At 60.3% G+C, this 12,783-nt stretch carries 11 protein-coding genes and 1 rRNA gene; 9 read left to right on the top strand and 3 right to left on the bottom strand.

The window, feature by feature from the left end; all coding sequences use genetic code 11:
* The first annotated feature begins 52 nt into the window (after window positions 1-52).
* Complete coding sequence (locus tag KO539_RS12570) at window positions 53-793, top strand: GntR family transcriptional regulator (protein ID WP_035823211.1); 741 nt, start codon at window positions 53-55, stop codon at window positions 791-793.
* 2 nt (window positions 794-795) lie between these two features.
* On the opposite strand, the gene KO539_RS12565 is transcribed toward KO539_RS12570, so the two are convergent.
* Together KO539_RS12565 and KO539_RS12560 are read right to left on the bottom strand one after the other, a co-directional pair.
* Window positions 796-1,929 carry a nuclear transport factor 2 family protein gene (locus KO539_RS12565; RefSeq protein ID WP_219309865.1) on the bottom strand — a complete coding sequence of 378 codons (1,134 nt, stop codon included), beginning with the start codon at window positions 1,927-1,929 and terminating at the stop codon, window positions 796-798.
* 142 nt (window positions 1,930-2,071) lie between these two features.
* Window positions 2,072-3,130 (bottom strand): helix-turn-helix transcriptional regulator, encoded by a 1,059-nt coding sequence (locus KO539_RS12560; protein WP_219309863.1) that lies wholly within the window; start codon window positions 3,128-3,130, stop codon window positions 2,072-2,074.
* 187 nt (window positions 3,131-3,317) lie between these two features.
* Here KO539_RS12560 and KO539_RS12555 point away from each other — a divergent pair, with 187 nt between their 5' ends.
* The 7 genes from KO539_RS12555 (at window position 3,318) to KO539_RS12525 (ending at window position 10,787) form a co-directional block, all read left to right on the top strand.
* On the top strand, window positions 3,318-4,199 hold the full coding sequence (locus KO539_RS12555) for an N-acetylmuramic acid 6-phosphate etherase (protein WP_035823205.1): 882 nt from the start codon (window positions 3,318-3,320) through the stop codon (window positions 4,197-4,199).
* Window positions 4,200-4,244: 45 nt separating this feature from the next.
* Window positions 4,245-5,555, top strand: coding sequence for an MFS transporter (locus KO539_RS12550; RefSeq protein WP_219309861.1), 1,311 nt, complete (start codon window positions 4,245-4,247; stop codon window positions 5,553-5,555).
* A gap of 91 nt (window positions 5,556-5,646) precedes the next feature.
* Window positions 5,647-7,308, top strand: coding sequence for a glycoside hydrolase family 10 protein (locus KO539_RS12545; protein WP_257626279.1), 1,662 nt, complete (start codon window positions 5,647-5,649; stop codon window positions 7,306-7,308).
* A 92-nt stretch (window positions 7,309-7,400) separates the two neighbouring features.
* A complete protein-coding gene (locus KO539_RS12540; protein ID WP_257626278.1) occupies window positions 7,401-8,381 on the top strand; it encodes an N-acetylglucosamine kinase in 981 nt (326 codons plus the stop codon).
* Complete coding sequence (locus tag KO539_RS12535; RefSeq protein WP_219309857.1) at window positions 8,378-9,187, top strand: N-acetylmuramoyl-L-alanine amidase; 810 nt, start codon at window positions 8,378-8,380, stop codon at window positions 9,185-9,187. Before KO539_RS12540 ends, KO539_RS12535 begins: the two co-directional genes overlap by 4 nt.
* Before the next feature lie 83 nt (window positions 9,188-9,270).
* Window positions 9,271-10,173 (top strand): LysR family transcriptional regulator, encoded by a 903-nt coding sequence (locus KO539_RS12530; protein WP_219309855.1) that lies wholly within the window; start codon window positions 9,271-9,273, stop codon window positions 10,171-10,173.
* Window positions 10,173-10,787 (top strand): M15 family metallopeptidase, encoded by a 615-nt coding sequence (locus KO539_RS12525; protein WP_219309853.1) that lies wholly within the window; start codon window positions 10,173-10,175, stop codon window positions 10,785-10,787. The genes KO539_RS12530 and KO539_RS12525 overlap by 1 nt, the downstream gene beginning before the upstream one ends.
* On the opposite strand, the gene KO539_RS12520 is transcribed toward KO539_RS12525, so the two are convergent.
* Window positions 10,788-12,167, bottom strand: a complete 1,380-nt coding sequence (locus tag KO539_RS12520; protein WP_219309851.1) for a sodium-dependent transporter — start codon at window positions 12,165-12,167, stop codon at window positions 10,788-10,790.
* 523 nt (window positions 12,168-12,690) lie between these two features.
* Between KO539_RS12520 and KO539_RS12515 the strand changes: the two genes are divergently transcribed.
* Window positions 12,691-12,783 (top strand): 16S ribosomal RNA (locus KO539_RS12515); the annotation flags it as partial.

Below are 12,783 nucleotides of genomic sequence, written 5' to 3'. Positions count from 1 at the left end.
GGGCTACGCGCAGGCGCCATCGCTATTACACTAGGAGGACAAGGAGAACTGTATGAGCCAGACCAGCGTAGAACTCAAGGTCGATTTAAATGACAATTCGCCTTTATATATGCAGATCGCCCGCAAGCTGAGCGATGATGTACGCAACGGCCGCTACCAGGTAGACCAGGCCCTGCCATCCGAACGTACCCTGTCCGAACTGCTCGACGTATCGCGCGTGACTGCCCGCAAGGCCATCGACCAGCTCGTCGAGCAAGGCCTCGTCGTGCGCCGCCGTGGTTCGGGCAACTATATTGCCCCGCGCATCGAGCAGCCGCTGTCGAATTTGTCGAGCTTTTCCGAGCAGTTGCAGCAGCGCGGCTACCGTCCCGGCTCGCGCTGGCTCAAGCGCGAAGTCGTCATCGCCAGCAGCGATGAACAGCTGAGCCTGGGCCTGGCGCAGAACACGAAGGTGGCGCGCCTCGAGCGCTTGCGCCTGGCCGACGATGTCGTGATGGCGTATGAGGTGAGCGTGCTGCCGTTCAGCGTGGTGCCGGACCCGGCCGCCATGGGCGACTCGCTGTATGAATACTTGAGCAGCATCAAGAAGGCCCCCGTGCGCGCCTTGCAGCACATCCGCGCCATGAATGCGACGGACGTGCTGGCCAAGCAACTGGGCATCCCCGATGGCCAGGCCGTGCTGTTCATCACGCGCATCGCCTACCTGGAGACGGGCGAAGCGGTGGAACTGACGCATTCGTATTGCCGCAGCGATCATTACGATTTTGTGGCGGAAATGCGCCGCGCTCCATAAATCTACTGTTCGAGCAGGCGGATCATGGACTCCGCCACGCCGACGGACGACTCCCAGCTCATGCCGGTCACCAGCCGGCCATCGACCTCGACGTGGCTCTGTCCGTTGGCGCCGTGCCTGAAGATGCCGCCATGGCCCTTGATGCTGGCTTCCGCCGAAAAGGGATAGGCCTTGTAGACCGGCGATTCCTTGTTGAGATACGCATCGGGGAAGGAGGTGAGCGTCTTGCCCTGGATCAGGAAAGTACCGTCGCTGAGCTTCAGGTTCTTGATGCCCTCGGTGCCATGGCAGATGGCCGCGATCACCCCGCGCTGTTGTTCGTAGATACGCAAGGCGATGTCCTGCAGCGGCTTGTTGTCCGGGATGCCGACGATGGCCGCGCCGCCGCCGACGAAAGCCATGCCCGCATACTCGTCCGCCCTGACCTCGGCGACAGGCCTGGTATGGGCCAGTGCCCACATGAAATCACTGTCATACAGATACTTCTTGAGCAGCGCGTCCGACGTGACGATCATTTCCAGGGGAATGGCGCCTCCCTCGGGACTGACGAAGTCGACCGCGTACCCTGCTTTGCGAAAGACATCATAGGTATAGGCAAGCTCCGGAAAATTATTGCCAGCGTTGATTTTTGTGCCTGGATATTGATGCACGTTCGACACGACCAGCAGCACCTTGCGTGCGTGGCGCGGGGCTGCCGGCTCGCGATCGGCCGACTTGCTGACGATCTTCCAGTTGCCCGCGATCTTTTTCAACAGAAAGACATCCACATAGCGCACCCCTTGCTGGGGAATGTGGATCTCGGCCTTGGCGGTGGCCACCTTGCCGCTCACCTCCACCTTGATCAGCCGCCCGTGGCGTCCATTGAACTGCCCTTTTTTCTCCTCGCTAAAGAGTTTGGCGTATTCCGGACCGCTCAACTGCCATTGCGTATCGTCTTTGCCGTCCAGGTACAGGCGGGCGGTGGCATGGAAGGCCTGGTTGATCTCTTCCTGCACGTTGAAGCTGGTGCCATGCAGATACAAGCGCACGGTTTCGCGGATGGCATGTTCGTCCTGGTCCGCGGTGGCGGCGGTGCCGACGGCGGCGATGCTTAGGAAGCAACAGGCGAGTATCGTTCGCACTAAAAACTGAATCATGGATTTACCCTGCATATAGAACTGCGTTTATCGGAGCAACGACTATTTCAGATCGCTGGTGGTCGATAAGTTATCGAAATGCAGGGGAATTGATGTCGCCAAACAGGATGTCAGACTCCGGAATGGCGATTCCGGAGCGGTTTTACGCGGAAATGGCCCCGGCCGCCTGGCTGGATTGGGCGCGGAAGCTGGCGGGAGTCTGCCCGGCCACTTTCTTGAAGGTCGAGTAGAAGGTGGAACTGGAATTGAACCCGCAGCGCTCGGCAACGGTATCCATGTTCAGTTGTGGCTCGCCGGTCAATACCTGTTTTGCTTCGGCGATACGGTATTCGTTGACGTAGGTAGTGAAGCTCTTGCCCAGCTTGTCATTGAGTACCTGCGACACTTGCGCCTGCGTGCATCCGGCCCGCTTGGCCAGTTGGGCCAGGGTCAGATTCGGATTCAGATAGGATTGTTGCCCGCTCATCTGTTGTTCCAGCGCAGCAAGTACGGCAAGCGCATCGTCTTGCGCCAGGCGGCTATGCTGGTATTTCTGCTTTGGCTCGGCAGGCGTCAAGCTTTCCTTTCTCAGCAGAAAGAGCATGACCGCGACATGCAGCGAGAAGGTGAACGACAAGGCGCCAACAATATAGGACGTGAACGGCGTGCTCGCGTACGCCGCCAGCATGACACCGCTGCCTGCAAAGACGCTCAGCAGGAGCACGCTGCTGGTCGCCATCCGCTGTCCGTCATTCCACCACGTGCGGCGGCTGTGCCAGAGCAGCCTGGCGCTCGCCAGCAGGTAGCCTAGCCAGAACACATGAATCGCATGGCTCGACTGGTCCCACACAGAACGATACGCGGAATAGGGAAAAGCAACGCCAATGCCAATGATCAGGAAGGACAGGCCCAGATGCCAGCGCCATTGTTGTCCGGCAGGCAGTTGCGCGCGCCCGGCCAGAAAAGCGCGCACATAGAGATAGGTCAAGGGACCGATCAGCAGGCAGGCCGACAGGCCCAACTGGCGGAACTCGATGGCGATCGCAGGGTTGAAGTAAAGAAAGGCGGATTTGGCGGTGCGCACTCCGACGGCCAGCAGCAACGCGCCCAGCATGCAGTCGGCGAGGCAGCAAGGCCGGCGGCTGAAAAAATAGACGGCCAGGAAAATGCCGTTGATGGCGCCAAGGGCGCTAAACAGGAACAGCAATTGGCGAGCGATCATGGGGCGTGTCGTGGATGTTGGCGTCGAACCCAAGTATAGACACAAACGGGGGCGTATCGAAGTACAACTAATACACCACGTTCCTGCATCAGCCATAAACGCCCGTTATGCCCGCCCGTCATCCTTTCATGGCTGATCTTGCTCGTTGGTATTAAACTGGTTTCACCTTCAATCATGTTCTGAAATCATGTTGAAAACTGAAACCCCGAGCCGGCGGCATCCGGATCTGGACCTGTATCCGGTGGAGCAACTGGTGGCGGCGCTGGTCGATGACCAGTTCTGGGCTGTCGAGGCCGTGCGGCTGGCGTCGCCCGACATCGCCGCCGCCATCACGGCCGCCCTGCCCCGCATCGCCGCCGGTGGCCGCCTGCTGTATGTGGGCGCGGGAACGTCGGGCCGCCTGGGCGTACTCGACAGCGTTGAACTCAATCCCACGTTTTCCTGGCCACCGGAACGGGCCGTCGCCATCCTGGCCGGCGGCGCGGGCGCCATGTTTACGGCTGTGGAAGGCGCGGAAGATGATTTATCGCAAGGTGAGAAGGATTTACTGGCCCTGCAGCCGCAGGTCAATGACGTGGTGATTCTGCTGGCCGCCTCCGGCGCCACGCCGTATGTGCTGGGCGCCTTGCTGGCCGCGCGCCAGGCGGGCGCCTTGACGATAGGAATTGCCAACAATGTGGACGCTCCCGTGGCGCACGAGGCGCAATGCGGCATCGTGCTCGACACGGGTATGGAAGTCATTTCCGGCAGCACGCGTTTGAAGGCGGGCACGGCGCAAAAAATCACCCTGAACACGATTTCCAGCGCGCTGATGGTGGGTTTGCATAAAACTTACGGAAACTTGATGGTAGACTTGAAGCCGACCAACGCCAAACTGATCTGGCGGGCGGTGCGTCTGACCATGCACGCCACGGGCGCCAGCGAAGTGCAGGCCAGGACCGTGCTGGAGCAATGCCACTATCACGTCAAGGTGGCGATTGTTGCCTTGATCAAAAAAATCAACACAAACCAGGCACAGGCATTGTTGGCCGGCGCGGACGGCAGTGTGCGGGCGGCACTGGCGGCGTGATCCGATGGCGCGGCATTCTTCTGTCTGGGAGACAAAGAAGGATGTATGGAGCTAGTGAAACAAACCGCCCCGGCGCGCGCGAATACGCCGTCAAATAAGCCGTGGCTGTGGATCCCTTCCCTGTATTTCGGCCAGGGCATTCCCTATGTAGTGGTCATGACCTTGTCCGTGATCATGTACAAGAACTACGGTTTCAGTAATACCGATATCGCGCTGTACACCAGCTGGTTGTACTTGCCGTGGGTCATCAAGCCCCTGTGGTCGCCCTTCATCGATATGTACCGCACCAAGCGCTTCTGGATCGTCGGCTTGCAGCTGGTGATCGGCGCCGCGCTGGCGCTGGTGGCCCTGACGACCTCGCTGCCGCACTTTTTCCAGATCAGCCTGGCCATCTTCTGGCTGATGGCCTTCAGTTCCGCCACGCATGATATTGCCGCCGACGGCTTTTATATGCTGGGCCTGGAAGAGCACCAGCAAGCGGCCTTTGTCGGCGTGCGCAGCACCTTTTACCGCCTGGCGATGATCGCCGGCCAGGGCGGCCTCGTGTACCTGGCCGGCTATCTGACGCATGCGACGGGCAATGTGCAGCTGGCCTGGTCCGTCGTGTTCGCCATTCTGGCGGGCCTGTTCATCGCCCTCTTCCTGTATCACTATTTTGTCTTGCCGAAACCGAAGGATGACCGCCCCAGCATCCAGGGCGCCGGTGTTTCTCCGTTGCAGGAATTCGTCGCCACCTTTGCTTCCTTTTTCAAGAAGAAGGATATTGCCGTCATCCTGGGCTTTTTGCTGCTGTTCCGCCTCGGCGAAGCGCAACTGCTCAAATTGGCCGCGCCTTTCCTGCTCGACCCCGTCGCCAAGGGCGGCCTGGGCCTCAGCACGGAACAGGTGGGCCTCGTCTACGGCACCATCGGCGTGATCGCCCTGACCCTGGGTGGCTTGCTGGGAGGATTCATCATTTCCCGCTTCGGCTTGAAACGCTGTTTGTGGATCATGGTGTTGTCCGTCCACCTGCCCGACCTGGTGTTTGTTTACCTGGCCAGCGCCTTGCCCAGCAGCATTTATGTGATCGCCGGTGGCATTGCGTTGGAGCAATTCGGCTATGGCTTCGGTTTCGCCTCCTACATGTTGTACATGATCATGGTCTCCGATGGTGCGCATAAAACGGCCCATTACGCCATCTGCACGGGTTTCATGGCTCTGGGCATGATGTTGCCGGGCATGGCCAGCGGCTGGATCCAGCAAATGCTCGGTTACCAGCATTTCTTCATCTGGGTCTGCATCGCCACCATTCCGGCTTTCATCATGGCCGCGCTGGTCAAGATCGATCCCGAATTCGGCAAGAAGGCCGAGGCCTGATTCTTTTGAACTGTGCGCCCGCATGGATGGCGGGCGCACAGTAAAATGCCCGCACCGATAGACCTGCGCTTCACCACTGCAAGGAATTGTTTTGTTGTCTACTTTCAAAAAACGCCTGGGCGCCAGCGCCGGCGTATTGGCCGCGCTGGCCACCGCCACATTGCTCAGCAGCTGTACCAGCACCAAGCTGCCGTCCGCAGTGACGCCGGGCGAAGCGGGTTTGCCGGCCGTGCCGCCCGTACAGCACATCACGGGCGAAGTGCCGCCGCCGGCGCCGCGCGAGTTCCGCGCCGCCTGGGTCTCGACGGTCGCCAATATCGACTGGCCCAGCCGCAGCAATTTGCCGGTTGCCAAGCAGCAAGCCGAAGCGCTGGCCATCCTCGATCGCGCCAAGTCCTTGAATCTGAACGCGATTGTGCTGCAAGTGCGCCCTAGCGCCGACACGATTTACCCATCGCAGCTGGAACCGTGGTCGGAATACCTGACCGGCAAGCAAGGCCAGCCGCCGTTACCGATGTATGACCCGCTGGCCTTCTGGGTGGCGCAGGCGCATGCGCGCGGCCTGGAGTTGCACGCCTGGTTCAACCCCTACCGTGCCCGTCACGCCACGGCCAAGTCGCCGCTGGCGCGCGACAGTTTTGCGTCCACCAATCCGGCGTCCGTCAAGCAATACGGCCGCTACCTGTGGATGGATCCGGGCGACGCCGCCGCGTCCAAGCACACGACGGACGTGGTGCTCGACGTGGTGCGCCGTTACGATATCGATGGCGTGCACATCGACGATTACTTTTATCCGTATCCGATCGATGCGCCTGGCGCCGGCGCCGGCGCGGAAACAGCCGCGCTGGACGCGGGCAATGGCGGTGCCAAGCGCGAATTGCCGTTTCCCGATGAGCCTTCCTGGCAGCAATACCTGCTGGCCGGTGGCCAGCTGGACCGCCCTTCCTGGCGCCGCCAGAACGTCAACCAGCTGATTGAAGCCTTGTATACAGGCATACACCGCGAAAAGAGCTGGGTGCGCTTCGGCATCAGCCCGTTCGGCATCGGCCGTCCGGACCGCCGCCCTGCCGGCATCGTCGGCTTCAGCCAGTACGATAAACTGTATGCGGATGCGGAACTGTGGCTGGCCAAGGGCTGGCTCGACTATCTGTCACCGCAGCTGTACTGGCCCGTGGCGCAGGCGCCGCAAGCGTTTGGCGTGCTGCTTGACTACTGGCTGGCGCAAAACCCATATGGCCGCCACGTGTGGCCAGGCCTGTACACGAGCCGCATCGACAATTCCGCCAAGTCTTTCACGCCGCAAGAGATCATCAAGCAAGTCGAAGTGACGCGCACGCGCCCTGGCGCGAATGGCCAGGTGCATTTCAGCATGGTGCCTCTGATGCAGAACCGCAAGGGTGTCAGCGACCAGCTCAAGGCGAGCGTGTATCAAAGCCCTGCCCTGATTCCCGCCACGCCATGGCTGGGCAAGGACGCACCGGGCACGCCCGTGCTGGCCTTGCGCCGCGATTCCAGCAGCCTCAACATCAAATTGACGGCGGGCGGCGGCAAAGCCGTGGCGCAATACGCCGTCTGGGCCCGCTATGGCGAAGACTGGCGTTTTACCGTGGTCACGGGCGTGCAAGGCGAGCTGACCCTGGTCGACGATGCCATTGGTAAAGTCAATGCGGTGGTGGTCAGCGCTGTGGACCGCCTCGGCAATGAAAGCCCCCGCGTTACCGTGCGCGCACCGTTTACGGTCGCTGCCAAGTAATTTTGCCGGTTACCGGCAATCCATAACCTGCAGGCATGAAACATGCGCAAGCTTTCATGCCTGCAAGCTCCGCTTGGCTTTACACTCATGCCATGATTTTCTTCCCTGCAACCAATATTGACACTGCCGTGCTCGGGCTGGGCATCGACGCGGGTGGCACGCAAACGCGCTGGGCTTTGGCCGGCGCGGATGGCGTCATCGTGGCGGACGGGGCCGTGCAAGGCTTGTCTGCCTTGCAAATGAGCAGCGAAGCAGGCCGCGCAGCCGTGCACGCCACGTTTGCGAAACTGTCTCAGGCTGTGCTGGTTATTGCTCAGCCGCGCGCCGTGGTGGCGGGCTTGACGGGCTTTGGCGGCGACGATGTGACGCTGGCGCAAACGCTGGCCACCTTGCTGGCGCTGGACGCCGTTGACGTGACGATCTGCAATGATATCGACATCGCCTATCGCGACAGTTTTGAACCCGGCGAAGGTTATCTGGTCTACGCTGGCACTGGCTCGATTGCCGCCTGGATCGATGCGGGTGGCGTGTTTCACCGCGCAGGCGGGCGCGGCGTGCTGCTTGACGATGGCGGCGGCGGTTACTGGATCGCGCGCGAAGCCTTGCGTCACATCTGGCGCCGCGAAGACGAGGCGCCCGGCAGCTGGCAAGCGTCGCCCATGGCCGCAGCCGTGTTTGCGCAGCTGGGCGGCAGCGACTGGTCATTGTCGCGCGCCTTCATGTATGGACAGGACCGGGGCGCCATCGGCCGGCTGGCGCTGGCCGTGGCCGCCAGTGCCGATGCCGACCCGCTGGCGCTGGACATCTTGCAGCGTGCGGGACAGGAACTGGCGCGCCTGGCGCTGGCCCTGACGACGCGCTACGGACCCCGTCCCGTGGTGCTGGCGGGCCGCGCGGCGCAATTGCACCCGGCCATCGCTTCAGCCATGCGCGCCGCTTTGCCTGTATCGTTGACGATGGAGCAGAAAGTTGCCCGTCCACATGAAGCGGCGGCCAGGATCGCCGTCAAGACGGCCGTCAAGAAACAGGCCAAGACTGAACATTTTATTAACCCGAACACGGATCTTTCATGAAAAAAATCGCCCTCGCCCTGCTGGTGGCCCTGCTCTCCGCCTGTACCACGCCCGCGCCGCACCTCGACCACAGCTTGAACGCGCGCAGCCAGAGCCCGCGCGTGAAATTCATCGTCATCCATTACACGGTCAGCGACCTGCCCCGCTCGATCAAGATCCTGACGGAACAAGTGGTCAGCAGCCATTATTTGCTGACGGACACGGACAAGCCGAAGTTTTACGTGCTGGTCGATGAATCGCGCCAGGCCAATCACGCGGGTGTGAGTAACTGGAAGACTTATACACAGTTGAATGTCAGCTCGATCGGCATCGAGATCGTCAACCCCGGTTACAAGGACACGCCGGAAGGCCGTCTCTGGTACCCGTTCCCGCAGGCGCAGATCGATGAGCTGATTCCGCTGCTGAAAGATATCCAGGCCCGCTACAACATCGCGCCGGAAAATATCCTTGGTCATAACGAGATCGCGCCGCAGCGCAAGCAGGATCCGGGTCCGCTGTTCCCATGGCGCCAGCTGGCCGATGCGGGCCTGATCGTCTGGCCCGACGCGAACCGCGTGGCCGCGCAGCGAATCATGTTTGAGCAGCAAGTTCCGGACGCCGTCTGGTTCCAGAAAAAGCTGGCCCAGCACGGCTATGCGACGCCGAACACGGGCGTGTTCGACGAAGCGACGCGCAATGTGCTGATCGCCTTCCAGATGAAATACCGTAATACCTTGTTTGACGGTACGCCCGATGGCGAAACGGCGGCCCTGCTGGAAGTGCTGACGACGCCAGTCCCAGCGGCCCCAGCTGTTGTTGCAAAGTAGCATGGCCGTTCCTGCCCATGACTTTTTCTTATATGCTGAACGTTGACGGCCCAGGCGGCCACGGCAAGGTAAAGGAATAGCTCATGCGGCTGCGTCATATCGAAGTGTTTCACGCCATCATGCAAGTTGGCACCATCAGCGGCGCTGCCCAGGTGCTGCATATCTCGCAACCGGCCGTAACCAAGGTCTTGCAGCATTGCGAGTTGCAACTGGGCATGCCGCTGTTCGAGCGCGTGCGGGGCAAGCTGTACCCGAAGCCGGAGGCGCACCGGCTGTTTGTCGAGACGGAAAAGCTCAACCGCGATTTACTGGGCATCCGCCGCCTGGCGGCCAGCCTGAAGGGCCACGCGGTGGAAACCATCCGTTTGGTTTCCACGCCGACGATTGCCATCAGCGTCTTGCCGTTCGCCATGACGCAGTGGCGGCGCGACTTCCCCCACACGCGTTGCCAACTGGCCACCCATCACACGGGCGAGATCGTCAATACCCTGCGCCTCGGTGAAGCGGACCTGGCCGTGTCGCTGCAAGACCCGCGCCATCCGGGCATCGTGGCCGAACCGATCGCGCAGGGCGTCATGACGGTGATCGCGCCGGCCGGCACGTGGCACGCGGCCGATTGCGGCACACCGTTGACGGCGCATGGTCTGAATGGCGAGCTGATCGGCCATGCGGACAACGATCCGCTGGGCGAACTGGTGGTGGCCGCCTGCGAAGCGCAGGATATCCACCCTGTGTTTTCCACCGTGGTGCAAACCTATCAAATCGCCCGTTCGCTGGTGGAAGCGGGCGCTGGCATGGCCGTCGTCGACCCGTTTACGGCCGCGTCAGGCTCGCCCGAGCGGCTGCAGCGCCGTCCCTGGGCGCCCACGATCCCGATCCAACTGTATTTATTGACGGCGAGCCACTCGCCGCTGTCGCATGGCGCGCGGCGCCTGGCCGACAGCATCGGCGTGGCGGCGCGCAACTGCCTGGAAAGAGGAGTCTGATGTCTGTTGCAAGTTTGCAATTGGAAGCGGTCGGCAGCGATCCGCAATTTCGCCACCTGAGCAGCATCGCCGGCATCGCCGTCGACTTGCGCTATGCCACGCCCGATAATTTCGTCGGCCGCGACTTATACAGCCCCATCGATTGCGCCTGGCTGCACCGCGATGCGGCTGCGGCCCTGGAACAGGCAGTGGCCTGGCTGGCCGAGCGGCATCCCGATCATCATCTGCTGGTGCTCGACGCCCTGCGTCCGCAGCGGGTGCAGCAGCAGCTGTGGGATGCGCTGCAGGGAACGGAGTTGCTCGGCTATATCGCGGAACCGTCGCGCGGCTCGATCCATTCGTTCGGCATGGCGCTCGACATCACTATCGTCGGCCCGGATGGACAGGAACTCGACATGGGCACTGGCTTTGACGACCTGAGTGAGCGCTCGCACCCGGCACTGGAGCTGGCGATGCTTGAAAAGGGAGAAATTACACAGGAGCAAGTGGACCATCGCCGATTGTTGCGTGACGCCATGTTCCAGGCGGGCTTTTTCGGCATCAACAGCGAATGGTGGCATTTTGATTGCGGCGACCGGGTGCTGGTGCGCCAGACCTACACCCGGGTACTCTGATTAGAAGGCCTTCAGGCCTTTCAGCATCACGATCAGGATCAATACGGGCGAGACAAAGCGCAGCAGGAACAGCAGCACATGCGCCAGAGTTCTATTCTGCAACTGGCCATGATTGCTGATCGCCTCGATGAAATGCTGCTTGCCCCAGGCCCAGCCGGTAAACAAGGCAATCGCGATGCCGCCAACCGGCAGGAAGATATTCGATGATACAAAGTCGAACAGATCAAACATATTCAAATTAAACAGCTTGAAGTCTGCCAGGGTGCTGTTACTCAGCGCGCATACGGAACCGAGCACGGCCAGCAGCAGCATGGTCACGATGGTGGCCCTGGTGCGTGTCCAGCCGAAACGTTCATGGAATATCACCACGGGCACTTCCATCAGCGACAGCATCGCGCCCGTGGCGGCCACGGCGGCCAGGATAAAGAACACAACCATCAGCGCTTGTCCCATCGGAATTTGCGAGAACACGGCGGGAATCGTGATGAACACCAGCGATGGTCCCGCGCTGGGCGCGAAGCCGAACGTGAACACGGCGGGGAAGATGGCGATGCCGGCCAGCATGGAGACACCGAGGTCGGCGGCCATCACGCGTAAAGTCGTGACGGGAATATTCTGGTCATCGCGGAAATAGCTGCCGTAGGTCATCATCGTACCCATGCCGACGGACAATTTAAAGAAAGCCAGGCCCATGGCCGTCAGCACGACGGAGGCCGTCAGCTTGGAAAAATCAGGACGGAACAGAAACGCCAGGCCTTCGCCCGCTTTATCGAGCGACAGGCTGACCGCGCAGAGCAGGAGCAACAGCAGGAACAGCAGCGGCATGAGTTTCTTGGCGATCGCCTCGATGCCCTTGGTCACGCCCAGCATCAAGATGCCGCCGATAAACAGCAGCACGCCCCATTGCCACAACAGCGATTGCAAAGGATTGCTGATCAGCGAGGCGAAAGCCGCTTCCGTCACCAGCTTGTCGCTGCTGAGAATGGAGCCATCGATGGCCTTGGCGATATAGGCGAATACCCAGCCCACCACTTCCGAATAGAACGCGACGATCAGGAAGGCGGCCACCATGCCGATCACGCCAACGAGCCACCAGGGTTTGCCTTTCGGTGCCAACTGTTCCATGGTGGAGATGGGATTGACCTTGGCCCTGCGTCCCAGGGTGATTTCCGCGATCATCACGGGTAGTCCTACTAATAAGGTAGCGAGCAGATAGATGAGCAGGAAGCCGGCGCCGCCATTGGCGCCTGTCAGGTAGGGGAACTTCCAGATGTTGCCGAGGCCGACTGCGGAACCGAGGGTGGCGGCGAGTACGCCGAAGCCAGTGGTAAAGCCAGCCCGTTTCAGGGTCAGGCCTGATCCTTGAGCTTGTTGTTTCATGGTGAATCTTCTATGGTGGGACGCGAATTTGCGCTGAGGGGGCGAAATTGTAGCAGTTGGCCGCAAATACCCGGGAAAAGCCTTGCTACTACGGGGGCGCTTTGCTATAGTTCGCCTCCCCAATGAGACGCAGTCACTGCGGCAGTTGAGGATCACCGGAAACGGCGATGAGTAGTAAAGAAGGAGTTGACGGATTTAGCGAAATGCTTCATACTCTTCCTTCTTCGCAGCTGACAAACACAACGCTTTGTCGATAGCGCGAAAGTAGTAAATAAGCAGTACCGAATACAGTTCTTTAACAATTAACAGTCGATAAGTGTGGGCATTTGATGTAAGTGCAGCGTCAATCTTCGGATTGGCGTCTAACTTAAAATATCAAATGTTCACAAGAAATAATGAAATAGGATACTTCTTCGGAAGTAGCCTGTCAGTTTTTTGAGTGAGCAAACACCTCGCAATGCGAGGGGTTTGAACTAGTTAAATAGTTCGACCATGCCAATAAAATGGCAAAGTAACAGAGATTAAACTGAAGAGTTTGATCCTGGCTCAGATTGAACGCTGGCGGCATGCCTTACACATGCAAGTCGAACGGCAGCACGGAGCTTGCTCTGGTGGC

It is taken from the genome of Janthinobacterium sp. NKUCC06_STL, from assembly GCF_019345455.1.
GTDB lineage: Bacteria > Pseudomonadota > Gammaproteobacteria > Burkholderiales > Burkholderiaceae_D > Janthinobacterium > Janthinobacterium rivuli.
The sequence above is the reverse complement of the archived record's forward strand: the minus strand, read 5'-3'. Positions and strand labels throughout refer to the sequence as shown.

Excerpts from the sequence above, each read along its gene's own strand:
- KO539_RS12525 (WP_219309853.1), top strand. The coding sequence starts at position 10,173 with ATGTCTGTTGCAAGTTTGCAATTGGAAGCGGTCGGCAGCGATCCGCAA.
- KO539_RS12570 (WP_035823211.1), top strand. The coding sequence starts at position 53 with ATGAGCCAGACCAGCGTAGAACTCAAGGTCGATTTAAATGACAATTCG.
- KO539_RS12550 (WP_219309861.1), top strand. The coding sequence starts at position 4,245 with ATGGAGCTAGTGAAACAAACCGCCCCGGCGCGCGCGAATACGCCGTCA.
- KO539_RS12540 (WP_257626278.1), top strand. The coding sequence starts at position 7,401 with ATGATTTTCTTCCCTGCAACCAATATTGACACTGCCGTGCTCGGGCTG.
- KO539_RS12565 (WP_219309865.1), bottom strand. The coding sequence starts at position 1,929 with ATGATTCAGTTTTTAGTGCGAACGATACTCGCCTGTTGCTTCCTAAGC.
- KO539_RS12555 (WP_035823205.1), top strand. The coding sequence starts at position 3,318 with ATGTTGAAAACTGAAACCCCGAGCCGGCGGCATCCGGATCTGGACCTG.
- KO539_RS12560 (WP_219309863.1), bottom strand. The coding sequence starts at position 3,130 with ATGATCGCTCGCCAATTGCTGTTCCTGTTTAGCGCCCTTGGCGCCATC.
- KO539_RS12520 (WP_219309851.1), bottom strand. The coding sequence starts at position 12,167 with ATGAAACAACAAGCTCAAGGATCAGGCCTGACCCTGAAACGGGCTGGC.
- KO539_RS12530 (WP_219309855.1), top strand. The coding sequence starts at position 9,271 with ATGCGGCTGCGTCATATCGAAGTGTTTCACGCCATCATGCAAGTTGGC.
- KO539_RS12535 (WP_219309857.1), top strand. The coding sequence starts at position 8,378 with ATGAAAAAAATCGCCCTCGCCCTGCTGGTGGCCCTGCTCTCCGCCTGT.